The organism is Hymenobacter armeniacus, assembly GCF_014699055.1.
Classification (GTDB): domain Bacteria; phylum Bacteroidota; class Bacteroidia; order Cytophagales; family Hymenobacteraceae; genus Hymenobacter; species Hymenobacter armeniacus.
The window spans coordinates 426351-449639 of record NZ_JACXAC010000002.1 but is presented as its reverse complement, the minus strand read 5'-3'; the positions used below and the strand labels follow the sequence as shown (position 1 = coordinate 449639).

General features: G+C 66.4%; 16 protein-coding genes. 12 read left to right on the top strand and 4 right to left on the bottom strand.

The window, feature by feature from the left end; all coding sequences use genetic code 11:
* Positions 1-59: 59 nt before the first annotated feature.
* Both IC234_RS06350 and IC234_RS06345 read left to right on the top strand, forming a co-directional pair.
* The gene (locus IC234_RS06350; RefSeq protein ID WP_223827518.1) at positions 60-1484 is read left to right on the top strand and encodes a urate hydroxylase PuuD; all 1425 of its coding nucleotides are present in this window, start codon (positions 60-62) and stop codon (positions 1482-1484) included.
* 3 nt (positions 1485-1487) lie between these two features.
* Positions 1488-2498 (top strand): XdhC family protein, encoded by a 1011-nt coding sequence (locus IC234_RS06345; protein WP_190923012.1) that lies wholly within the window; start codon positions 1488-1490, stop codon positions 2496-2498.
* 209 nt (positions 2499-2707) lie between these two features.
* On the opposite strand, the gene IC234_RS06340 is transcribed toward IC234_RS06345, so the two are convergent.
* Together IC234_RS06340 and IC234_RS06335 are read right to left on the bottom strand one after the other, a co-directional pair.
* A complete protein-coding gene (locus IC234_RS06340; RefSeq protein WP_190923011.1) occupies positions 2708-3322 on the bottom strand; it encodes a DUF4136 domain-containing protein in 615 nt (204 codons plus the stop codon).
* A gap of 117 nt (positions 3323-3439) precedes the next feature.
* Complete coding sequence (locus IC234_RS06335; RefSeq protein WP_190923010.1) at positions 3440-5323, bottom strand: ABC transporter ATP-binding protein; 1884 nt, start codon at positions 5321-5323, stop codon at positions 3440-3442.
* A gap of 221 nt (positions 5324-5544) precedes the next feature.
* Here IC234_RS06335 and IC234_RS06330 point away from each other — a divergent pair, with 221 nt between their 5' ends.
* The 3 genes from IC234_RS06330 to IC234_RS06320 all read left to right on the top strand — a co-directional run bounded on the left by IC234_RS06330 (position 5545) and on the right by IC234_RS06320 (position 8559).
* A complete protein-coding gene (locus IC234_RS06330; protein WP_190923009.1) occupies positions 5545-7074 on the top strand; it encodes a T9SS type A sorting domain-containing protein in 1530 nt (509 codons plus the stop codon).
* A gap of 268 nt (positions 7075-7342) precedes the next feature.
* Entirely contained in the window at positions 7343-7969 is a 627-nt protein-coding gene (locus IC234_RS06325; RefSeq protein ID WP_223827517.1) for a DUF1349 domain-containing protein, read from the top strand.
* Between the two features lie 11 nt (positions 7970-7980).
* A complete protein-coding gene (locus IC234_RS06320) occupies positions 7981-8559 on the top strand; it encodes a sugar O-acetyltransferase (RefSeq protein ID WP_190923008.1) in 579 nt (192 codons plus the stop codon).
* 261 nt (positions 8560-8820) lie between these two features.
* Here IC234_RS06320 and IC234_RS06315 read toward each other — a convergent pair whose 3' ends face one another.
* Positions 8821-9099 carry a DUF1294 domain-containing protein gene (locus tag IC234_RS06315; RefSeq protein ID WP_190923007.1) on the bottom strand — a complete coding sequence of 93 codons (279 nt, stop codon included), beginning with the start codon at positions 9097-9099 and terminating at the stop codon, positions 8821-8823.
* Positions 9100-9440: 341 nt separating this feature from the next.
* Between IC234_RS06315 and IC234_RS06310 the strand changes: the two genes are divergently transcribed.
* Both IC234_RS06310 and IC234_RS06305 read left to right on the top strand, forming a co-directional pair.
* Positions 9441-9761, top strand: coding sequence for a hypothetical protein (locus IC234_RS06310; RefSeq protein WP_190923006.1), 321 nt, complete (start codon positions 9441-9443; stop codon positions 9759-9761).
* 145 nt (positions 9762-9906) lie between these two features.
* Positions 9907-13188, top strand: a complete 3282-nt coding sequence (locus IC234_RS06305; RefSeq protein WP_190923005.1) for a right-handed parallel beta-helix repeat-containing protein — start codon at positions 9907-9909, stop codon at positions 13186-13188.
* Between the two features lie 167 nt (positions 13189-13355).
* On the opposite strand, the gene IC234_RS06300 is transcribed toward IC234_RS06305, so the two are convergent.
* A complete protein-coding gene (locus IC234_RS06300; RefSeq protein WP_190923004.1) occupies positions 13356-13622 on the bottom strand; it encodes a hypothetical protein in 267 nt (88 codons plus the stop codon).
* Positions 13623-13733: 111 nt separating this feature from the next.
* Between IC234_RS06300 and IC234_RS06295 the strand changes: the two genes are divergently transcribed.
* The 5 genes from IC234_RS06295 (at position 13734) to IC234_RS06275 (ending at position 23281) form a co-directional block, all read left to right on the top strand.
* A complete protein-coding gene (locus IC234_RS06295) occupies positions 13734-14969 on the top strand; it encodes an MFS transporter (protein ID WP_190923003.1) in 1236 nt (411 codons plus the stop codon).
* 121 nt (positions 14970-15090) lie between these two features.
* Positions 15091-17028, top strand: a complete 1938-nt coding sequence (locus tag IC234_RS06290; RefSeq protein ID WP_190923002.1) for a DUF3857 domain-containing protein — start codon at positions 15091-15093, stop codon at positions 17026-17028.
* A 56-nt stretch (positions 17029-17084) separates the two neighbouring features.
* Positions 17085-19145, top strand: coding sequence for a DUF3857 domain-containing protein (locus tag IC234_RS06285; RefSeq protein ID WP_190923001.1), 2061 nt, complete (start codon positions 17085-17087; stop codon positions 19143-19145).
* A 94-nt stretch (positions 19146-19239) separates the two neighbouring features.
* On the top strand, positions 19240-21291 hold the full coding sequence (locus tag IC234_RS06280) for a DUF3857 domain-containing protein (RefSeq protein WP_190923000.1): 2052 nt from the start codon (positions 19240-19242) through the stop codon (positions 21289-21291).
* A gap of 43 nt (positions 21292-21334) precedes the next feature.
* Positions 21335-23281, top strand: coding sequence for a DUF3857 domain-containing transglutaminase family protein (locus IC234_RS06275; RefSeq protein WP_190922999.1), 1947 nt, complete (start codon positions 21335-21337; stop codon positions 23279-23281).
* Positions 23282-23289: the final 8 nt, after the last annotated feature.

The following is a 23289-nucleotide window of genomic DNA, read 5'->3' as shown; positions in this document are numbered from 1 at the left end:
TCGCTGCGCTCTGCATGACGGCAGATTATTCTCTGCTTTCGCGCGCCACTGCTCCCCACATGCTCCAATACGTTACCCTCCTTTTCCTGATACTGGCGTTTCTGCTGCTGCTCGGCGTCATCTACGCCTTGCAGCGCGTGGCCAATACCCGGCCCGACGGCGGGGCGGTGGGCGACAGCGGCTTCACACTCGAAGGCTATTCGTATGCGCTGATGCTGCTGGCCGTCATCGCCGGGGTGGGCATTTGCTACGTGCTGGCGCGCGACTCGCCCTGGTCGGGCCACATCATGGAGTGGCTCAACATTGTGGTGCGCCTCATGCACATCACCTTCGGCATCGCCTGGATTGGCGCCTCGTTCTACTTTGTGTTCCTCGAAAACGCCCTCAACCGCACCGACAACGTGCGCGAGGAGCTGGCCGGCAACCTTTGGGCCGTGCACGGCGGTGGGTTTTATTACCTGGAGAAGTACAAGACTGCGCCCAAGCAAATCCCCAAAAGCCTGCACTGGTTTAAGTACGAGGCGTATTTCACCTGGCTCTCGGGGTTCAGCCTGCTGTTTGTGGTGTACTACTTCAACGCCAGCTCCATGCTGATTGACCCGCGCGTGCTCGACATCTCGCCGCTGGCGGGCGTGGGCATTGGCGTGGGCTCGTTTGTGGCGGCCTGGCTGATTTACGACGGGCTGTGCCGCACGGCCTTCGTGCGCAGCCCGTGGTTTAAAGTCGTGGGCTTTCTGCTGGCCACGGGGTTTGCGTTTTTCTACGCGCAAGTGTTCAGCGCGCGGGCGGCTTACATCCACTTCGGCGCCATGCTGGGCACGCTCATGGTGGGCAACGTTTTCTTCACCATCATTCCGGCCCAGAAGGCCATGGTACGGGCCGCCACCGAAGGCACGCCCCTCGACCCCACGCTGGGCAAGAATGCCCTGGCCCGCTCGCTGCACAACAACTACTTCACCCTGCCGGTGCTGTTCGTGATGGTCAGCAACCACTTTCCCAGCACCTTCGGGCACTCGTATCCGTGGGCCATTCTGGCGGCCATCACGCTGGGCACCGCCGGCGTGAAGCACTGGCTGAACCTGCGCGAAAAGCACCAAACCGATACCGCCGTGTGGGTGCTGCCGGCCGCCGTGGGCGTGCTGCTGGGCGTGGTGTTTGTGACGGCCCCGCCGGCTCAAACCGGCGCGGGCGTGGCCGGCGCGGCCTCGGCCTGCGCTCAGGAAATTCCGATGAGCCAGGTAAGCCTGATTGTGCAAAAGCGCTGCATTCAGTGCCACTCCTCCCACCCCACCGACGACGTATTCAAGTCGCCACCCAACGGCGTGGTGTACGACACGCCGGAGGACATCATTCGTCTGAAAGACAAAATCATGCAGCGCGTGGTGGTGACCAAAACCATGCCCCAGAACAACAAAACCCAGATTACGCAGGAGGAGCGCGACCTCATTGCCTGCTGGATTAACCAGGGCGCCAAAAACCAATAACGCATGCCCGCCACTCCCCGCGACCTGCCCGTTTGGACCCTGGCAGCGGCCAGCCTGCGGGCCGGCACGCCGGTGGCGCTGCTGTGCGTGGTGCGCAGCGAGGGCAGCAGCCCCGGCCGCCAGGGCTTCAAGATGGCCGTGACGCCCGACGAAGTAGCCGGTTCCATCGGCGGGGGCATCATGGAGCACAAGTGGGTGGAGCTGGCCCGCCAGCGTCTGCGCGAAGCCGACGCCGCGCCGCTGCTGCGCCCCCAGATTCACCGCCGCGAAGCGCCCACCGACCGCTCCGGCATGATGTGCTCGGGCGAGCAGGAGGTGTTACTCTGGCCGCTGGCGGTGGCTGACTTAGCCACGGTTGAGGCGATTGCAAGGCATCTGCAAACCAGCAGTCCGGGCTCACTCAGCATCGGCCCAACGGCGGGCCTACAGCTGCACCCGGCCGAAACGCCTCTCGCCACAGCCGCCGCCGAAACCACCGAAACGCCTTTCTACGCCTTCCAGCCGGGCCTGGAGTGGCTCTACCGCGAGCGGCTGGGCTTTCGCGACCAGCTTACCATTGTGGGCGGCGGACACGTCAGCTTGGCGCTGTCGCGGGTGCTGGCCGCGCTCGACTTTGAGCTGACCGTAATCGACGACCGCCTCGACCTGCCCACGCTGGAAGCCAACGACGCCGCCCACCACCGCATTCTGGTCGACTACGAAAACGTGGCGGCTGAAATTCCCGCCGGCACGCACCGCTACGTGGTGGTGATGACCGTGGGTTACCGCACCGACGCCGTGGTGCTGCGCCAGCTGCTGGGCCGCTCCTTCCGCTACCTGGGGGTGATGGGCAGCGTGGCCAAAGTGGCCGAGCTGCGCCGCGGGCTGCAGGAAGCCGGTTTTTCGGCGCAGGAAATAGCACGGCTGCGCGGGCCCATCGGCTTGCCCATCGGCAGCCAGACGCCGGAGGAAATTGCCATCAGCATCGCGGCCGAGCTGATTCAGGTGCGGCGGGAAGCAGCGCAGAAGCCATGACCCTATGGCGCGTTAGCCCGGACGCGTGCAGTCGCCTGTCATTGCGAGCGGAGCGCGCAGCGAAGCATGACGTTCACGCGTAAAACAAAAAGCCCCGACACTGCGCAGTGCCGGGGCTTTTCAGAGTAGAAGGCTGGTCGCACAGAGAGAAAGGATTGCCGCGCTGCGCTCGCAACGACAGGCGCTCCCTTGCGCCACCGGGCAATTCCCTAGCGGTCGGCGTCGCTGGCGCCGCTGGGGCTGATGTTGCCGTTGGCGAATTCTTCGGTGAAGACGCGGTAGCGGTCCAGAATGGAGCGCACGGAGCGTTTGAGCACGATTTCGCCCATGGGGCCTTCGGGTACGGTCACGCCCGAGGCGTAGCCGTTCCAGACGGCGCGGTTGGTTTTTACGTCGATGAGGGTCACGAGCAGGGTGCCTTCGGCCAGCAGCAGGCGCACGGGCTGGTAGCCCTGGCGCTCTTCGCGGGGCGTGTCGTCGTCTTCCTCGATGTTGCGCTTAATCCACTGGCTGAGGTCTTCCTGCTGGAAGCCGTGGAAGTTCATGTCGCCCTCGTACACCCGGAAGTTCACCAGCATGTCGGGGCGGCGGCGGGCCAGCTTGTAGCCCTGGGCCAAAAAGCGCTGCTGGATGGCCTCGCGCAGCGACTGCCCCAGGCGGCTGCTGTCGGAAGTGAGGCCGGTGCCGGTCACGAAATCGTAGGTGCGGTAGCGGCGGAAATTGCCGCGGTAGCTGTAGTCGGAATCTACCCGCGCTTCGCGGGTGGTCATGCAGCCGGATAAGGCCAATGCGACGAGGATAACAAGCGTAATGGTGGGTTTCATGCGAAGGACGTACGGCTGGTTAAAGTGATTACCAATGTACGAAACCTAAGGCACTTAGCGTTGGCCGCCGGCCCGAAAAATTCTGCGGTTTGTAATTTTTCGGGCCTATTCGCGGCGCTAGCGGTAGCCCGCGGCTTGCAGCGCAAACAACTCGGCGTAGCGCCCGCCCTTGGCCAGCAGCTCCTCGTGCGAGCCAATCTCCACGAACTGGCCGTTTTCGATGACCAGGATGCGGTCGGCCATGCGGACGGTGCTGAAGCGGTGGCTGATGAGGACAGCGGTTTTGCCCTGCGTGAGCTCCTTGAAGCGCTGGAAGACTTCGTATTCGGCGCGGGCGTCGAGTGCCGCTGTTGGTTCATCGAGGATGAGGAGTTGGGCGTCGCGCATGTAGGCGCGGCCGAGGGCGATTTTCTGCCACTCGCCGCCGCTCAGGTCCACGCCACCGTTGAAGCGGCGGCCAATCATCTGGTCGTAGCCGCCGGGGAGCTTGGCGATGACGGTGTCGGCGAGGCTTTGCTGGGCGGCGGTTTCGATGCGGGGCTGGTTGTGGCGCTCCTCGATGCGACCTACAGCCACATTTTGCCCAGCGGGAAGCTGGAAACGCACAAAATCCTGGAAGATGACGCCGATTTCGCGGCGCAGCTCGACGGGGTCATACTCACGCAAATCGTACCCGTCGAGCAGGATGCGGCCCTCTGTGGGGTCGTAGAGGCGGGCCAGGAGCTTGACGAGGGTGGTTTTGCCGGCGCCGTTTTCGCCCACGAGGGCCAGCTTTTCGCCGGCTTGCAGCGTGAAGCTCAAGTTCCGAATGGCCCATTTTGTACCATTCTTGTACTGGAAGCCGACGTTTTCAAACTGAAAACCCTGCTGAATGGGCCGAGGAAAGGGAATGGGCCGCTCGCCGTAGAGCGGCTGCATGACAATGCGCGGCCGCAGCGCAAAGAAGTCGAAGAAATCCTGGAGATACAAGGCGCCGTCGGCCACGGAGCTGAAGCGGCTGAGGATGCCTTCGAGCAGGGCGCGCAGGCGGGCGAAGGAGCCGGCCAGGAAGGTGAGCTGGCCGAGCGAGATGCTGCCGGCGGCAGTGCGGGCGATGATGTAGACGTAGGCGCCGTAGTAGCCGGCGGCGCCGATGGCGGCGAAGAACGTGCCCCAGCCGGCGCGGCGCAGCACGAGGGATTTGTTTTGGCGGTAGAAGTCGTCGGAGAGGGTGCGGAAGCGGGTGATGAAGAAATCGGAGAGGCCGAAAATCTTGACTTCCTTGGCGGTTTCGTCGGAGGCGCCGGTTTGGCGGAGGTAGTCGAGCTCGCGGCGTTCGGGCGTCCAGGAGTGCGAGAGGGAATAGCTGCGCTCGTTGAAGTGCGACTCGCCGAGGAAGGCGGGCACTACGGCCAGCAGCAGCAGCCCCAGCAGCCAGGGCTGGAAGGCGACGAGGCCGCCGGCGAGCAGCACGAGGGTGATGAAATCCTGGCCCTGGCTGAGCACCTGGCTCATGAGCACGGTGCGGGAGAGGGTTTGGCGGCGGGCGCGCTCGAGCTTGTCGTAGAAGGTGCTGTCTTCGAACTGGTCGAGGTCGAGGCGGGCGGCGTGCTCCATGAGGCGGATGGAGGACTGGTTGGCGAAGAGGTCGCCGAGCAGCGAGTCGAGCAGGGCCACGCCGCGGCCCAGGGCATCGGCGAGCAGCACGAGGCCGAATTCGAGGCCCACAAGGGTGAGCACGGGCGTGAGCTGGCGGGCGGCGGCGGGCAGCTTGGTGAGGGCCACCACGTCGTCGATAATCAGGCGGCCGACGTAGAGCGTGGCCAGCGGCAGAAACGCCCGCAGCAGGCGCAGCCCGAGGTTGGCGGAGGCCAGCGCGGGGCTGGTGGCCCAGATGAGCTTCAGGAAGGCGGGCAGGTGGCGCAGGGCCGATACCCGCTCGCGCACGCTCACGGCGGGCTTTTCGGGGCCGCGCCCCGCGTTGGGGTTCTTGGCGGAGATGGATTTCAGGAAGTCAAACATGGCCCGGGCGTGGGCAAGGTTGGGGCCGGGTTTGGGGGGCGGCCGTTTTGGCAGGGGGTGGGGCGGGCTCACTAGGGTAGCTTGATGGCCGCTTGGTTTTGAGGCACTGCTGATAGTACATCAAAAGGAGGGTATAGATAGTCAATGATTTATTCGCTTTGAAGGGCCGTTTTATTATAGCTTGCGGGCACGAGACACAGACTAAGCCAGTAGCCGATAACATGCAACATTTTATGCAACACCGCTACTTTTCAATTGGGCAATGGGCCTTCCGAGGCGCGTTGATGCTGGCGCTGAGCGGACGGGTGCAGGGAGCTGCGGGGCAAAGTTTTGGCCCGCCCACGACCTACCCCATCGGCTCGGTGCTGAACGTCCAAGGGCTGGCGCTGGGCGACCTGAACGGGGACGGCCGGCTCGACATTGTGCTTGCCTACCCGCGTCCCGGGGGCGGGACCACCGGCTACGTCGGCGTGCTGCTAGGGCAAGCCGGCGGCGGCTTCGGCCCCGGGGCCACGTACCTGGCAGGCCCGGCGGGTTACTTCATCACGGGCCCGGTTCTGGCCGACGTGGACCGGGACGGGCGGTTGGACGTGGCCCTGGCTGACTACGGGGGCAACGCCGTGCTGGTGCTGCCGGGGCTGCCGGGCGGGCTCCTCGGCCCCGCGCGGGCCTGGCCCATGGGCTCGGGCACCTCGCCCTACACCGTGGCCGCGGGCGATGTGAACGGCGACGGCCGCGTGGACTTGGTGGCCGCCCACTACACCAACGAAGGACTGGGCGTGTTGCTCGGACAGGCCGGCGGTGGGTATGCCCCCGTGGCGGCGTATGCCACCGGCATCAACAGCCACCCGTGCGGGGCGTCGCTGGGCGACGTGAACGGCGACGGCCGGGTGGACCTGGTCTGCGCCACGTCCCACGCCAGCATTGGCCAGTCCCGGGAGGGGGCCATTGACGTTCTGCTGGGATTGCCGGGTGGCGGGTTTGGCCCGCCGACGACCTACCCGACGGGCCGGGGCAGTTCCCCCATCCACGCCGTGCTGGGCGACCTGAACGGGGACGGCCGGCTCGACGTGGTCACCTCGCTTTATAGCCCCCTGCCCGGACCGCCCCCGCTGGGGGTGGTAGACGCCGGCGCGGTCGGCGTGTTGCTCGGGCAGGCGGGGGGCGGGTTTGCCCCGGTCCAGACGTACCACGCCGGCACGGGCGGATGGTCGCGCACCTTGGCGCTGGCGGACGTGGACGGCGACGGCCGACTCGACGTGGCGACGGCCCACGCCGGCACCGGGGGCGGCGCGAATACCGTCAAAATCATGCGCGGGCTGGCCGGCGGCACGTTGGCGCCCCCCGTGGTCTTTCCCTTGGGAACCAGCGTGCCCCAGGGGGTGGCGGCGGGCGATGTGGACGGGGACGGCCGGGTGGACCTGGTGGTGGCCAATTCCCTGTTTGACGTGACCGTGCTGCGCAACACCGGCACGTTTGCGCCTTTGGCCGTCGGCGGGGCGCGTGCCGCTGCGGTCTTGAGCGTGGCCCCTAACCCCGCCAGCAATGGCTTTGCCGTGCGGCTGCCGGCCGATTTGGGCTCGGGCCCCGTGCGTGCCGAACTGGTCAACGCCCTGGGCCAAGTGGTGCGCCGGCCGGAGGTGGACGGAACCCGGCGATGGGTCGACGTCAGCGGGTTGCCCCCGGGCGTGTACACGCTCCGTCTGCCCATGGGCGGTGCGACGCGGACAGCCCGTGTGATTTTGCAATAACACTGCCGGGCCGTTTTGTGTGCTGTAGTTCAGGAAAAGGGTGGTTTTTTTGAAAGGTAAAGACGTTCAAATTACTCCCTGAAATAAGGCTCTGGCTGACGCGTCTGCAAAGGGTTCTCATTTATCCAACAGAGTAGCTCCAGCAGCCCTCGCCCCGCCAGCGGCGGGGGCTTCTGGCGGTTCCGGCTACTGGCTACCTTGGCCTCGTAAGCGGCTCGTCACCTGTCCCGCTTCTGCTCATGTTCATTCTTTTTTCCCGCTTCCTTTGATGAAATTCCTTCCACTTTTGGCAGCCGCCTATCTGGCCGCCCCCGCTGCGATGGCCCAATCCTTTACCACCATGCACTGGCTGCACGCGCCGGCCAAAATCACCAGCACCCCCACCACGCTCCAGGTGCAGGTGCAGGGCGGCACCGACTTCTGGCGCGTGACCCACTACGGCTTCATCCGCGACAACGGCCACTTCTTCTACCAGGAGCAGCCGGGCGATTTTATTGCCAAGGTGAAGGTGGTGGGCCAGTACAAGGACCTCTATGACCAGGCCGGGCTCATGATTCGGCTCGACGAGAAGAACTGGATTAAGACGGGCATCGAGTACGTGAAGGGGGTGCAGAACGTGAGCGCCGTGGTGACCCGCGAGGTATCGGACTGGTCGGTGGTGCCCCGGCAGGACAGCCCGGCCGCCATGTGGCTGACGCTGCTGCGCAAGGGCGACTACGTGGAAATCCAGTATTCCTTCGACAACCAGGACTTCAAGATGCTGCGCCTGGCCTACTTCCCGCCCACGCCCGGCCGGAAGGTGCAAATCGGCGTGATGTGCGCCGCCCCCGATGGCAAAGGCTTCCCCGTCGAGTTCACGGACTTCTCCGTGACGCCCCTCGCCGCCGCCAAATAACGCCCGCCGCGATGCCCACCGAAAAAGAGAAGATGCTCGCCGGCGAGCTGTATGATGCCCAGGACCCGCAGCTGCTGGCCGAGCGCCTGCGCACCCAGGGCCTCCTGCAATCCCTGAACGCGGCCCCCGCCGAGCAGCCCGCCGAGCGCGCCCGCCTGCTGCGCGCCCTGCTGCCCCACGCGGGCCCGGCGCCGGACGTGACGCCGCCCTTCTACTGCGACTACGGCACCAACATCACGATGGGCGACCAGGTGTTTTTCAACTTCAACTGCACCATTCTCGACGTGGCGGCCGTGACCATCGGCAGCCGCACCCTGTTTGGGCCGGGCGTGCAGGTGTACACCGCCACCCACCCGCTCGACTACCAGGAGCGGGCCCGCGGGCTGGAATACGCGAAACCCATCCGCATCGGCGCCGACGTGTGGGTGGGCGGCGGGGCCATTATCTGCCCCGGCGTCAGCATCGGCGACCGAACCGTGATTGGGGCGGGCAGCGTGGTGACCAAAGATATTCCGGCCGATGTGCTGGCCGCCGGCAATCCCTGCCGGGTCCTGCGCGTGCTTCGGCCATCCCCTGTGCCGGGTAACTAGGCTCGGGAAAGGGCAGGTTTTTTTGAAGGGTAAATACGCTCCAATTATTGCCTGAAGAAAGGATTCCCGCCAGCGCACGGCTGCGAGAGGGCCCCATTCAATGGAGTAGCTTCAGCAGCCCCCGCAGCGGATGAGGCTGAGGCTTTTTCGTACCCCCGACCCACCGGAAGTCGTTACCGGCCCCAACTTTGGCACTAAAGATTCCACCAATACAGGCGCCGCTGCCGGGCCGGGCCACCCGCAGGCAGACACCTGACGCGGCTACAACGGCGCCGGCAAATAAGGCCACGCGAAATAGAGCGCCGCGCCTTGCAGCAGCGTCAGCCCCAGGGTAACGCCCCAGAAGGCGGCCTTGCGGTTTTTGTGGTGCAGCAGCCAGATGGCGGCCCACGCGCCGGGGGCCGCGCCGGGCAGCGTGGCGAGGTGCAGCGTGTTTTCGGCAATGCGCCGCTGGGCCCGTTGGGCTTTGCGCTTATCGAGGGCGAAGAGCAGGAAGCACAGCAGATTGAAAAACAAGAGGCAGCTCAGGAGGATGGTCATGGGGCGGGCGTAAGAACGGGGGCGGGAAATGGGATGCCAGCGGTGAGGCAGCCGCAGATGGCATCGGGGGGCCGCAAGTTAGGGCGTTGCGCCAAGCGCAAAGGCGGGCATCTGCTCGCAGCTGCAGCTCTGCAGCGGCTGGAGCGGCGGCGTGTCACGGCCTGCGGGCAGCTCCGGCCTTCGCCACAATGTTGCACAGTACCGCCCGGATTGTGGAAAACGAAAATTTTATTTCGATTAAGCCCGACCGTAGGGGCAGCTTGGTACAATTATGTGATAGCAGCCCTGCATCCTGCCACGCAGGGCGTTGTAGTTCACGCTTTTTGCCCAGCTTTTATGCCATGTGTCCTCCCCTCTCGTGCTGCCACCAGCGGCTAACGCAGCCGCTGCCCACGCAACTATACCACCTCACGCGCCTGCGGCTGGCCCACGCCGAAACCGACGAATTGCTGCCCGACCAGCACGCCCTGGTGCAGCGGCGCCTGGAGCAGCTTCGGGACCGGGTGCAGCACGCGGTGCAATGCCGCTGCCGGGTATCGGCCGCCCGCGCCGTGGAGCTCACCGAGTGCCTGGTGGCCCAGTTGCTGCGCGCAGAGTGCTGCCGGCGGTCGCTGCGCCGGGCCGTGACGCTGGGCGAGGCCCTGGGCCCGGTGCTGGACTAAGGCGATGGGGCGGCCGCTGGCCGGGGCTTTTTTCAGGGGGCCGCAGTGGCCAAGGGGCGGGCGCGGCGGCCCATGACGGTGCAGGAAGGTGCTGAAAAAGAGGGCGCGTAGGTTCGTCGCCTCAACTTTTCCCATCCTACGCACTATGGCAAACCGTTACTTACTGGTCTTGCTGCTGGCCCTGAGCTTTGGCCCGGCATTTTCCGCAAAATACTACGTGGCCCCCACCGGCAACGACACGAACAGCGGCACCATTCTCCAGCCCTTTCTCAGCATTCAGCGGGCCCAGGTGGCCGTGGCGCCCGGCGACACGGTGTGGGTGCGCGGCGGCACGTACCTGATGCAGAGCTCCCAGATAGCGAACTACGTGAGCCCGTATGCCTACGTGACGCAACTGAGCAAGAGCGGCTCGGCCGCGGCGGGCCGCATCAACTACTGGGCCTACCCCGGCGAGCGGCCTGTTTTCAACTACGCCAACATCGACCCCAACGTGGGCGTTAGCAACGCCAACGTCACCTTTGCGGCGCCCTATCGCATCAGCGCGTTTGAGATAACGGGCTCCTACATCCACCTGCGGGGGCTGGAAGTGGTGGGCGTGCGGGTGCCGCTGGTGCCCACCAACACCAACACGCAGTCCATCTGCTTCTCGCAGAGCGGGGCGGGCGGCAACAACATTTACGAGCGCCTGAGCATGCACGACGGGCAGGCCATCGGCTTTTACCTGAGCCGGGGCGGCAACACCTTGGTGCTCAATTGCGATGCCTACCGCAACAACGACAACGTGAACACCTCGAACTCCACCGGCGCCGCCAACGGCGGCAACGTGGACGGCTTCGGCTCGCACCCCAACAACGCCAACTACACGGGCATCGTGTTTCGGGGCTGCCGCGCCTGGCAAAACAGCGACGACGGCTACGACTGCATCTCGGCCTTCGCCGCCACCACGTTTGAGAACTGCTGGGCCTTCTACAACGGCTACACCCAGAACTTCGTGAGCCGCGGCGACGGCAACGGCTTCAAGGCGGGCGGCTACGGCACCTCCACCTCGTTTCCGGCCGTGGTGCCCAACAACACCGTGCAGCTGTGCCTCTCGGTGCGCAACAAGTCGAACGGCTTCTACTCGAACCACCACCAAGCGGGCAGCTACTGGTACAACAACACGGCCTACCACAACGCCACCAACTACAACATGGTGAACCGCAAGGACAAAACCGCCAGCGGCTACCTGGTGGACGTGCCCGGCTACGGCCACGTGCTGCGCAACAACATCAGCTACCGGGGCCGCTCGGCCAACAATCCCGACACCATTAGCATTAGCCGCTCGGCCAGCACCTTCGACCACAACGCCCTCGGAGCGGGCGTGACGGCGGCCGACTTCCTCAGCCTCGACACCACCCAGCTGCGGGCGCCGCGCCAAGCCGACGGCGCCCTGCCCGTCATCAGCACCCTGCGGCTGGCGCCGGGCAGCGGCCTCGTCGATGCCGGCGTGAGCGTGGGCCTGCCCTACCTCGGCGCAGCCCCCGACCTGGGCGCCTTCGAGGCCGCCGCCCTCAGCACCTGGACGGGCGCGGTGAGCACCGACTGGTTTGACGCCGCCAACTGGACCGCGGGCGTGCCCACGGCCACGGCCGATGCCCTCGTTCCCGTGGCGCCGCGCTACCCGCTCATTGGCGCGGGCGCGGCCACAGCCGAAAACCTGACCCTCGCCGCGGGGGCGGCGCTCGGCCAGACCGGGGGCACGCTCAGCCTCACCGGCGACCTGACCAACAACGGCACCTTCACGGCCACCGCGGGCACGCTGGCCACCAGCGGCACGGCCAACCAGTTGCTCGGCGGCGCCAGCGCCGGCGCATACCGGAGCCTCACCGTGGGGGCGGGCGGGGCCACCTTGGGCACGGCGGCTAGCATTCAGGGCGTGCTCACACTGGTGGGCAACCTCAGCACCAACGGCAAAACGCTCACGCTGCTCTCGGCCGTGAGCGGCGGCGTGGCCGCCGACGCGCTGGTGGTGAACAGCGGCGGCGCGGTGCTGGGCGCGGCCACGGTGCAGCGCGCCATCGACCCCGGCCAGAACGCCGGCGCCGGCTACCGCCATTTCAGCTCGCCGGTGCAAAGCACCACCGTGGCCGACCTAGCCACCGCGGCCTTCGCGCCCGTGGTGAACCCGGCCTACAACACGGCCGCGGCCCCCGCCAGCGTGACGTCTTTCCCGACGGTATTCGGCTACGACGACAGCCGCCTGGCGCTGACCAACGCACTAAGTGACTTCGACAAAGGCTTTTTCTCGCCCGCCGCCCTCAGCGACCCGCTGGCCGTGGGCCGGGGCTACGCCGTGAACATCGGCGCCTCGCAGCTGGTCGACTTCGTGGGCACCCTCACCAACGGCGACCTGCCCCTGGCCCTGACCAGCGCCCGCGCCCGCTACGCCGATGGCGGCTGGCAGCTGCTCGGCAACCCCTACCCGGCCCCGCTCGACTACTCGCTGGTGGCCACGGCCGACCGCGCCGGGCTGGAAAGCGCTGTGTACGTGTACGGCAGCACGGCCCAGTACGCGGGCCAGTACCGCAGCTACGTGAACGGCGTGGGCAACCCGGTGCTGCCCGTGGGCCAGGCCTTCTTCGCCCGCGTGGCCGCCGGCCAAAGCACGGCCAGCCTGACGTTCCGCAACGGCCAGCGCCTGACTGCTCCCAATGGCACCACCTTCCAGCGCGGCGCGGCCGAAACCCGCCCCCTGGTGCAGCTCAGCCTGCAGGGCGTGGCCAGCCCGCTCACCGATGAGGCGACGGTGTACTTCGAGGCGGGCGCCACCAGCAGCTTCGATGCCGCCTACGACGCCGCCAAGCTGCCCAACCCCTCGGGCCTGAACCTCGCCACGGCCCTCGCCGGCACCCCGCGGCTCAGCATCGACGGCCAACCCGCGCTGGGCACCGGCCCGCGCGTGCTGCCGCTGGCCGTGGCCGTGCCCACGGCGGGCGCCTACACCCTCTCCGCCAGCCAGCTGCTGAACCTGTCCAACGTGCCCGTGTACCTGCGCGACCGGCAGCTCGGCACCCTCACCGACCTGCACCAGCAGCCCGCCTACCGCTTCACGGCGGCCACTGCCGGGGCCCTCAGCCCCGCGCGCTTCGAGCTGGTGCTGGGGGCACAGCAGGCGCTGGGCACTGCCCCGGCCGCATTGGCCGGCCAGGTAGCCCTCTACCCCAACCCCGCCCGCACCCAGGCCGTGTTGGAGCTGCCCTTGGGCCTGAGCCGCCAGCCCGGGACCGCCGCCCTGGTCGACGCCCTGGGCCGGGTGGTGCGCCAGCAGGCGTTGCCGGCCGGCCAGGCCGCGCACGCGCTGCTGCTCACGGGCCTTGCCCCGGGCGTGTATGCCCTGCACCTGCGCACCGAGGCCGGCACGGTGGTGAAAATGCTGGTGATGGAATAAGCAAGTTGTATTAAAATAAAACCCCGCAGCCGGCCTGGCTGCGGGGTTTTTGTTTGCCCCAAATGCTGTCGGGCACGGCCCCAATGCCCAATGCTGACCGGCCCGAAAAAGCAAAGCCCCGGCTGCTGAGTGCAACCGGGGCTTACAATCATCTACCCAGCAAAAAGCTAGTTAAGCCACACGCGCTCGATGATTTCGAAGCGGTGCGGCGCAAAGGCATTGTAGTAGGGAGCTTCGCCCTGAAAGCTGAGCACGTGCACAAGGTCGGTGCCTTCGGCCTTGCCCTCGGTGACGCGCACGGCGTAGACCTGTCCCTTCACGGGCCAGTCGCCCACGTGCCGGGCGGGGCGATTCTCGTCGTCGACGCAGATGGCGTAGTCGATGAACGGCGCGGTGGTGGTGGCTTCGGCGAAGGTGTGGTTGGCGACTTCCATGGGCATAATTGTAAAGGCTGGCCAATATACACAGCCCCCGGCCACATGGTTCCGGCTCGCACGTTCTCTGGCCGCGCGGGTGAGCGCGCCTGCCGACCTTTGCGGCTTCCTATGGCCCCTTCCGCACCCCGCACCTACTCCGTCGGCTTCTGGCTGATGTGTTTGTCGTCCTTCCTGTTTTTTGCCAGCTTCAACCTGCTGCTGCCCGAGCTGCCCGAGCACCTCTCGCGGCTGGGCGGCGCCGAGTACAAAGGCTTCATCATTTCGCTGTTTACGCTCACGGCGGCCATTTCGCGGCCGTTTTCGGGCAAGCTGGCCGACACCGTGGGCCGCATTCCGGTGATGGTGTTTGGCTCGCTGGTGTGCTTTGTGTGCGGTTTTTTCTATCCCTGGGCGCTCACCGTGTCGGGGTTTCTCACGCTGCGGCTGCTGCACGGGTTCAGCACGGGCTTCAAGCCCACCGGCACGGCCGCCTACGTGGCCGACATCGTGCCCGTGGCCCGGCGCGGCGAGGCCATGGGCCTGCTGGGCGTGACGGGGGCCCTGGGCATGGCCTTCGGGCCGGCCTTCGGCTCGTGGGTGGCCGAGACGTTCTCGCTCAACGCCATGTTTTACTGCTCCAGCGGGGCGGCGCTGCTCTCGGTGCTGGTGCAGGGCACCCTCACCGAAACCCTGCCCCGGGCCCAGCGGCGGCGCTTCAGCCTGGGTTTGCTGCGCCTGAAATGGGCCGAAGTGCTGGAGCCGCGCGTGCTGGCGCCCTCGCTGGTCACGGCGCTGTGCCTGTTTCCCTACGGCGCGGTGCTCACCGTCATTCCCGACCAAAGCCGGCTGCTGGGGCTGGCCGGTTCTACCAAGGGGCTGTTCTACATCTGCTACACGGCGGCCTCGCTGGCGGTGCGGCTGGTGGCGGGCAAGTCGTCGGACACCTACGGGCGGGTGCCGGTGCTGCGCTGGTCGGCAGGCATCCTGGCCGCGGGGCTGGCGCTGCTGGTGTGGTGCCCGTCGGTGCCGGTGTTTCTGGCCGGGGCCGTGGTGTTTGGGCTGGGCACTGGCCTGAACTCGCCCACGCTCTACGCCTGGACCATCGACCTGAGCCACCCCGAGCACCGCGGCCGCGGCGTGGCCACCATGTACATCGCCCTCGAAATCGGCATCGGGCTGGGCGCGCTCTTGGCGGGCTGGATTTTTGCCAATCAAGCCGCGCAGTTGCCCTACGTGCACGGCCTTAGCCTGCTGTGCGTGCTGGCGGCCATTGGCTACCTGCTAAGCGTGAAAAGCACCGGTCCGGTGAGCCACGAAAATGCCTCGGAAGCGCGGCCGGAACCCTCGCCCGAAGAGGTGGTGTAGCGGCCCAAAAAGAAAGATGAATAGTTGGTGAAATTCAGATAGATTCTTCTATTTTTAGGGTTTCAAAGACTGTCTACCCCTTTCTTTTTAATTGATGCCGGCTTCTTTTCTGCTTCGCAGCATGCGACGGCTGCTACCGCTACTGCTCGTGCAGGCGTTGGCCCGGCACCCGGCGCTGGCCCAGCCCGAACCCGTCAAGTTTGGCCACATCGATAGCCAACTGCTGACGGCCGCGCCCTTCGTGGCCGACAGCGCCGCCGAGGCGGTGGTGCTGTGCGACTACGGCACCGCCAGCATCCCCAACGGCGGCGAAGTGCGCTTCGACCGGATAACGCGCATCAAGATTTTGAAAAAGTCCGGCCTGGACTGGGGCAACTTTGAAGCCCTGCTGCGGCACGACCAGCCCGGCCATGCCGAGCGCCTGACCAACGTGCAGGGCTTCACTTACAACTTGGTGAATGGCAAAGTGGAGCAAATGCCCCTGCAGGCGACCACGGGCGTGTTGCTGAAGAAGTCGGAGCTCTACTCGCTGCAGCGGTTTGCGCTGCCCCACGTGCGGGTGGGCTCGGTGGTTGAGTTTCGCTACACGCTGTATTCCAACTACCTGTCTAATTTCCGGGGCTGGGACTTTCAGCGCAGCATTCCGGTGCGCTGGAGCGAGTACCGGGCGGCGTTCCCGCACCAGTTCAATTACAAAATCCTGCTCCAAACCAAGCAGGCCCTGGCCGTGGACGAGCACGCCGGCGCCGAAGCCCTGGTGTCTACGCACCGCTGGGCCATGCGCGACGTGCCGCCCCTGCGCGCCGAACCTTTCATGACCACCACGGCGGACTACGTGGATAAAGTCTTTTTTGAGCTGGCCAGCTACGGCGGCACCGACGTGGCCCGCTCGTGGGAGAAAATTGACGAGTTTCTGCTCCACGACTGGGAGCTCGGCCAGCAGCTCGACCACTTCAATTTTCTGAAAGACGACCTAGCCCGGCTGCCGCCCCCCACCCCCGACAACACCCTGCAGCGCCTGGCCGCCGTGCGCGCCCTAGTGGTGCAGGCCGTGAAATGCACCGGCGAGTTCAGCATGCGCACCTCGACGCCGCTGCGCAAAATCTACCAGCAAACCCACCAGGGCAACACCGCCGAAGTCAATTTCTTGCTGGTGGCGGCCCTGCGCGGGGCGGGCTTCGCGGCCAACCCCGTGCTGCTGAGCACCCGCGCCCACGGCCGCGTGCGGGCCACCATGCCCGAGCTCGGCCAGTTCAACTACGTGGCGGCTCACGTGCCGCTGCCCGACGGCCAGGCACTGGTGCTCGACGCCACCGACCCGCTGCTGCCCTACGACATGCTGCCCGAACGCTGCCTCAACCAGCAGGGCCGCGTGATAGGCGGCAGCGCCGCGGCCTCGCGCTGGGTGGAGCTCAAGCCCCGCCACCGCCGCACCCACCTGCAGCAGGTGCAACTGCGCCTGGCGCCCGACGGCGCCCTCAGCGGGCAGGTGCACGAGGAGTTTGGCGGCTACGCGGGGGCCCAGCAGCGGGCCAGCCTGCAGGCCGCCGGCGACAAGAAATTTGCGGCCGACGTGGCCAAGTTCCTGCCCGGGTGGACGGTGACCGGCTTTGCCCTGACCAACCGCGACAGCGTGCACATGCCGCTGGCGCTGGACTACGCCGTGGCCCAGTTTGCCCCGGCCAGCGCCCCCGTCGGCACCATCTACTTGAGCCCGCTGCAGTACTTCGGGCCCGAGCGCAATCCATTTCGGGCCGAGACGCGGCAGTTTCCGGTCGATTTTGGCTACGTCCGCGAAGAAACCATTGTGGTCAACCTCACGCTGCCGGCGGGCTACGCGCTGGCCGAGACGCCCAAATCGAAAGCCCTGGACTTGCCCGACAACGGCGGCCGCTTTGTGTGCAGCACCACGGCCACCGGCGCCGCCGTGCAGCTCACCAGCCGGCTGCTGCTGCGCAAGCCCATCTACTCGGCCGCCGAGTACGCCACCCTGCGCGAGCTCTACCGCCAGCTGCTGGAAAAGCAGGCGGAGCGGCTCGTGGTCAAAAAGCTAGGCTGAGCCGCGACAACTTCATTCACCCGCCCATTCATCTGCGCCTATTTCTCCATTTTTACATGAACAATCTGCTCTCATGCAGCGCCTTGCGGTGGCTGCTGCCCGTGCTGGCGCTGTTGTGCAGCGGGCCGGCCCACGCGCAGCCCGAACCCATTAAGTTTGGCCAGGTCGACAAGCCGGACCTGACGGCCGCGCCCTTTGCCAGGGACAGCGCCGAAGCCGTGGTGCTGTGCGACTACGGCCGCTCGCGCATGGAAGGCAAGGGCGCCGGCCTGCAAGTGGTGTTCGAGCGCATCACGCGCATCAAAATCCTCCAGAAAGCCGGGTTCGAACACGCCACCGTCGAAATTCCGCTGTACCACCGCGACGGGGAACAGGAAAAGCTTTCGGCGCTGCGCGGCTACACGTACAACTTGGTCAACGGCGCCATCGAGAAAACCAAGCTCGACGCCACGGGCGCGTTTGTGGAAAAGCGCACCCCCACCACCGACATCCAGAAGTTTACGCTGCCCAACGTGCGCGAAGGCTCCGTGATTGAGTACGCCTACACGCTGCGTTCCGATTTTCTGTTCAACTTCCAGGACTGGTCGTTTCAGCAGGCCATTCCGGTGCGCTGGAGCGAGTACCGCGTCAGCATTCCGACGTTTTACAAGTACAAAATCATTTACCAGGGCAGCCAGGCGTTCGACGTAAACCTGGCCCGCTTCGGCACCGTGGGCCTGAGCCTCGACGACAAAGTGCCGACCGGAGCGGGCCTGAGCGCGGGCACCAGCACCGGCACGCTGAGCGTAACCGCCTCCACCGAAGAGCACCAGTGGGTGCGCAAAAATGTGCCCGCCTTCCGCCCCGAGCCTTACATGACCACGGCCCGCGACTACGTGGACCGGCTCGACTTTGAGCTCACCGGCGAGCAGTGGTCCGAAAACAACTACCACGACCTCACCGGTACCTGGCCCAAAATCAACTCGCTCCTGCTGGCCGACGAAGACTTTGGGGGCCGCCTCAACCACGCGGGCCCGCTCAAGGACCAGGTGACGGGCCTCGCCGCCCGCTACCCGGCCGTGGTGGACCGCGCCGCGGCCGTGCGCCAGACCGTGATGGCCGCCCTGCGCTACGACGGCCACGACTGGTACCGGGCCCAGACGCCGCTGCGCAAAGCCCTGGACGCGCACCGCGGCAGCGCCGCCGACGTGAACCTGCTGCTCATCGCGGCCCTGCGCGAGGCGGGCATCGACGCGCACCCGCTGCTGCTCAGCACCCGCGACCACGGCCGCATCAGCAAGGAATTTCCGATGCTGGACCGCTTCAACTACGTGGTGGCCCTGGTTCCGCTGGACGACGGCAAGGACCTACTGGTAGACGCCACCGAGCCCGTGCTCCCCTGCGGCACACTGCCCGAGCGCTGCCTCAACTCGGTGGGCCGCTTGGTGCTCCCGAAGGACGGTGAGGGCCGCTGGATTGACCTCACGCCCACCCAGCGCCAGGTACGTTTTCAGCAGGTGGCCCTCACCCTCGATGCCCAGGGCGGCTTGCAGGGCAAGGTGCACGACGAGCGCGGCGGCTACGCCGGGGCCCAGGCCCGGACCGAGCTCGCCAGCCTCGGCGAAAAGAAATACTTGGCGGGGCTGCTGCAGCGCCACGATTCCTGGACCGTGCCCAAGCTGACGGTGGGCCAAGCCGAGGCCGTGGAAAAGCCCCTCACGCTGGACTACGAGTTCACCCAGCCGCCGGCCGGCAACGCCACGGCGGGCACCTTCTACCTAAGCCCGCTGAGCGAGTTCGGGCCCGGCCAAAACCCGTTTCGGCATCAGGACCGCGCGTTTCCCATCGACTTTGGCATGATGCAGGAAGAAACCCTGCTGGTGACCCTGACGCTGCCGGCCGGCTACGAAGTGGCCAGCCTGCCCAAACCCGCCGTGGTCGAATTGCCGGACCAGGGCGGCCGTTTCATCTACAACGTGGCGGCCGTATCGCCGGGCGTGGTGCAGCTCACCAGCCGCCTCAACCTGCGCAAGCCCGTGTATGCGGCCGGCGAATACGCCAACCTGCGCGAGCTCTACGGCCAGCTGATGGCCCGCCAGGGCGAGAAGCTCATCATTCAAAAGAAATCCGGCGGATAAGACGCAGCGGCCCGAACAGCGCCCAACATTTTTGCCACGCATAATCTGCCTTACAACCCCTTACACCAACCATCCACTCTTATTTAGTTTTCGCATGAAACAAACCTTACTGTCTGCGGCGGCCCTCGGGGCCGTGCTGCTAAGCGCGTTCGGGGCGCAGGCCCAGAACGCCCCCATCAAATACGGCAAGCCCGACCCGGCCGACTTCACGGCGGCGGCCTTTGTGAAGGACAGCGCGGCCGCCGCCGTGGTGCTGTGCGACTTCGGCACCACCCGTTTCGAATACGTCAACAACGACTTTCAGCTGCAGTCGGAGCGCGTGACGCGCATCAAGATTCTGAAGAAAGCCGGCTTTGATGCCGCCACGGTGGAAATCCCCCTCTACCACCACGACACGCGCCAGGAAAAGATAACCGGCCTGCGCGGCACCACCTACAACCTGGTGAACGGCAAGATGGTACCCACTAAGCTTGACGTGGGCACCTCCTTCACCGAGGAACGCACGCCCAACGTGCGCATCCGGAAATTTACCCTGCCCGACGTGCGCGAAGGCTCCGTGATTGAGTACAACTACACGGTGACGTCGGACTTCTTTTTCAATTTTCAGGACTGGACGTTCCAACACGAAATTCCGGTGCGCGTGAGCGAGTTCCGGGCCTCGATTCCGGAATACTTCCACTACAAGATGCTGGTGCAGGGCTACCACGCCCTCGACGAGCAAACCCAGTCTGAATCGACGGGCCAGTACTCCATTCGCTCGGGCGGCTCCGATGTGGGGGGTGGCTTGAGCACCAGCCGCCAAGGTCCCAGCACCGACGTGGTGACGAGCCGCGTGACCAACTACCGCTGGGCCATGAAAAACGTGCCGGCCTTCCGCGACGAGCCTTTCATGACCACCTCGGACGACTACGTGGACCGCATCACCTTTCAGCTGGCCGGCTTGCAGTTTCCCAACTCTGCCTACCAGAACGTGGCCGGCACCTGGCCCAAGATTGACATGGAGCTGCTGAACGACGAGAACTTCGGCCTGCAGATGAACCGCGGCAACTTCCTGCGCGAGCAGGTGAAGCCGCTGGCCGCCAAGTACCCCGAGCTACCGGCCCGCGCCGCCGCCGTGCGCCAGTTGGTGATGGCCGCCGTGCGCTACGACGGCACCAACCGCTACTCCACCACGGGCTCGCTGCGCAAAGCCTACGACGCGCACCGCGGCAGCTCGGCCGACGTGAACCTGCTGCTCATTGCCGCCCTGCGCGACGCCGGCGTGGAGGCCCACCCGCTGCTGTTGAGCACCCGCGACCACGGCCGCGTGAACGAGTCGCAGCCCATGCTGGACCGCTTCAACTACGTGGTGGCCCTGGTGCCGCTGGCCGACGGCAAAGACCTGCTGGTGGACGCTACCGAGCCGCTGCTGCCCTGCGGCGTGCTGCCCGAGCGCTGCCTCAACCAGAGCGGCCGCCTCATCATGCCCAAGTCGGAAAACGGGCGCTGGGTGAGCCTCGTGCCCAGCCAGCGCTACGTGCACTACCAGCAGGTGGCCCTCACCCTCGACGACAAGGGCGGCCTCAGCGGCAAGGTGCACGAGGAGCACGCGGGCTACGCCGGCGCCCAGGCCCGCGCCGAACTGGCCAACCTCGGCGAGAAAAAGTACCTGAGCGAAATGGCGCGCCCGCACGCCGGCTGGACGGTGCCCAAATTTGCCGTGGCCGAGCGCGACAACGTGGAGAAGCCCCTGGCCCTCGACTACGAGTTCAGCCAGCCGGCCGACGACAACACCCCCGCCGGCACGCTCTACCTGAGCCCGCTGCGCGACTTCATCAGCGACCAGAACCCCTTCCGCCACGACGACCGACTGTTCCCCGTCGACTTCGGCGCGCCCAAAGACGACACCCAGACCATCACCCTGACGCTGCCCGCCGGCTACGAGCTGGCCGAAATGCCCAAGCCGGCCGTGGTGGAGCTGCCCGAGCAGGGCGGCCGCTTCCTCTACAGCGTGGCCGCCGTGAGCCCGGGCGTGGTGCAGCTCACCAGCCGCCTCACGCTGCGCAAGCCCGTGTACGCCGCCGCAGAGTACGTGCAGCTGCGCGAGTTCTACCGCATCATGCTGGAAAAGCAGGCCGAAAAGCTGGTTATCAAGAAGAAGGCATAGCCCGCCGCTGCCAGTTTATTTTAATGCCCTGGATTTTCTCCCCGTGAAAGCATTCATTTCCCTGCTGGCGGCCTTGCCCCTGACCAGCTTCTTGCTGCACCCGGCCGCTCCGGCCCCCAAGTACGCGGTGGCCGACATTCCTGCCGCGCTGCGCGAAGGCGCCCACGCCGTGCTGCGCGCCGACGACGAAGTGATAACGGTGAAAAGCGCCGGCCGCCTGGTGCACACCGTACACCGCGTGGTGACGGTGCTCGACGCGGCCGGCGACGACCAGGGCCGTCAAATGGTGAGCTACGACGCACTGCGAACCCTGAGCTACCTGCGCGGCGCCGTGTACGACGCCGACGGCCGCCTGCTGCACCAACTACGGCCCGCCGAGATTCACGACCAGGGCATGGGCGACGCCGGCGGCAGCTTCATGACCGACGTGCGCGTGCGCTACGCCGACCTGCGCCAGCCCCAAACGCCCTACACGGTGGAGTTTGAGTACGAAATCGTGTCCGACAACACCCTGTTCTACCCCGACTGGCAGCCGCAGGAAGTGGAGGGCGGCGCCGTGCAGTCGGCCACGCTGCGCGTGCTGACGCCCGCGGCGCTGCCGCTACGCTACCAGGAGCGGCAGCTGCCGGCGGGCAGCAAGGTGGTGCACACCAGCACTAGCGGCCAGGAAACCTACTTGTGGCAGCTGGCCAACCTGCCCGCCGTGGAAGAGGAAGAAGACGCCCCGCCCCTCTCCTACACCACGCCCGCCGTGGTGCTGGCCCCCGGCACCTTCGAGGTGCAGGGCCACAAGGGCAGCGCCGCCACCTGGCAGGGCCTGGGCCAGTGGAGCTACGCCCTCAACGCCGGCCGCGACCAGCTGCCGCCCGCCACCGTGGCCAAAGTGCAGGCCTTGGTAAAAGACGCCCCCGACGCCCGCACCAAAGCCCAGCGCATCTACGAAATGCTGCAGGGCAGCACCCGCTACATTTCGGTGCAGCTGGGCCTGGGCGGCTGGCAGACGTTTCCGGCCAGTTCGGTGGCCACCAACGGCTACGGCGACTGCAAAGCCCTGAGCAACTACACCACGGCCCTGCTGGCCGCCGCCGGCGTGCCGGCCTACGTGGCCCTGGTGGGCGCCGGCGCCGACCAGCCCGACCTGCGCGCCGACTTTCCCAGCTCGCAGTTCAACCACGCCATTGTGTGCGTGCCGCTGGCCCAGGCCGGCCGGCCCGACACGCTGTGGCTGGAATGCACCAGCCAGACCGAGGCGTTTGGCTACATGGGCAGCTTCACGGGCAACCGCCACGCGCTGCTCGTGACGCCCGACGGCGGCAAGCTGGTGGCCACCCCGCGCTACGGCGCCGCCGAAAACCGCCTCACGCGCCGCGTCGACCTGACCCTGGACGCCACGGGCGGCGTTACGGCCACGGCCCGCACCCTGCGCACCGGCCAGGAGCAGGACGGCTACGCCCAGCTCATGCACCAGATGGGCCCGGTGGAGCAGAAGAAATACGTCACCGACCGCCTCAAGCTGCCCACCTTCACCCTCACCAAATTCAACCTGGCCGCCGCTCCCGCCAAGGCCGCGCCCGGCATTGTCGAGACGCTGGGCTTGTCGTTGCCGGGCTTTGCCGCGCCCAGCGGCAAGCGCGTGTTCATCAATCCCAACCTGCTGAGCCGCCTGCCCGCCCTGCCCGCCCAGGTAGGCGAGCGCCACACGCCCGTGTGGCTCACCGACGCCTGCCTGCACGCCGACACGGTGCGCCTGCACCTGCCCGCCGGCTTCCGGCCCGAAACCCTGCCCGCCCCGGTGCAGCTCAGCACGCCCTACGGCGTGTATTCGAGCCAGTACCAGAACCTGCCCGACGGTAGCGTGCAGTACATCCGCCGCTTGGAGCTGAAGCGCGGCCAGCTGCCGGCCTCGGCCTACAGCGGCTACATCGATTTCCGCCGCAAAATCAGCGCCGCCGACAAAGTACAGGTAGTGCTGCTGAAAACGGAGAGCTAGGCCGGTTT

Excerpts from the sequence above, each read along its gene's own strand:
- IC234_RS06350 (WP_223827518.1), top strand. The coding sequence starts at position 60 with ATGCTCCAATACGTTACCCTCCTTTTCCTGATACTGGCGTTTCTGCTG.
- IC234_RS06345 (WP_190923012.1), top strand. The coding sequence starts at position 1,488 with ATGCCCGCCACTCCCCGCGACCTGCCCGTTTGGACCCTGGCAGCGGCC.
- IC234_RS06340 (WP_190923011.1), bottom strand. The coding sequence starts at position 3,322 with ATGAAACCCACCATTACGCTTGTTATCCTCGTCGCATTGGCCTTATCC.
- IC234_RS06335 (WP_190923010.1), bottom strand. The coding sequence starts at position 5,323 with ATGTTTGACTTCCTGAAATCCATCTCCGCCAAGAACCCCAACGCGGGG.
- IC234_RS06330 (WP_190923009.1), top strand. The coding sequence starts at position 5,545 with ATGCAACATTTTATGCAACACCGCTACTTTTCAATTGGGCAATGGGCC.
- IC234_RS06325 (WP_223827517.1), top strand. The coding sequence starts at position 7,343 with ATGAAATTCCTTCCACTTTTGGCAGCCGCCTATCTGGCCGCCCCCGCT.
- IC234_RS06320 (WP_190923008.1), top strand. The coding sequence starts at position 7,981 with ATGCCCACCGAAAAAGAGAAGATGCTCGCCGGCGAGCTGTATGATGCC.
- IC234_RS06315 (WP_190923007.1), bottom strand. The coding sequence starts at position 9,099 with ATGACCATCCTCCTGAGCTGCCTCTTGTTTTTCAATCTGCTGTGCTTC.
- IC234_RS06310 (WP_190923006.1), top strand. The coding sequence starts at position 9,441 with ATGTGTCCTCCCCTCTCGTGCTGCCACCAGCGGCTAACGCAGCCGCTG.
- IC234_RS06305 (WP_190923005.1), top strand. The coding sequence starts at position 9,907 with ATGGCAAACCGTTACTTACTGGTCTTGCTGCTGGCCCTGAGCTTTGGC.
- IC234_RS06300 (WP_190923004.1), bottom strand. The coding sequence starts at position 13,622 with ATGGAAGTCGCCAACCACACCTTCGCCGAAGCCACCACCACCGCGCCG.
- IC234_RS06295 (WP_190923003.1), top strand. The coding sequence starts at position 13,734 with ATGGCCCCTTCCGCACCCCGCACCTACTCCGTCGGCTTCTGGCTGATG.
- IC234_RS06290 (WP_190923002.1), top strand. The coding sequence starts at position 15,091 with ATGCGACGGCTGCTACCGCTACTGCTCGTGCAGGCGTTGGCCCGGCAC.
- IC234_RS06285 (WP_190923001.1), top strand. The coding sequence starts at position 17,085 with ATGAACAATCTGCTCTCATGCAGCGCCTTGCGGTGGCTGCTGCCCGTG.
- IC234_RS06280 (WP_190923000.1), top strand. The coding sequence starts at position 19,240 with ATGAAACAAACCTTACTGTCTGCGGCGGCCCTCGGGGCCGTGCTGCTA.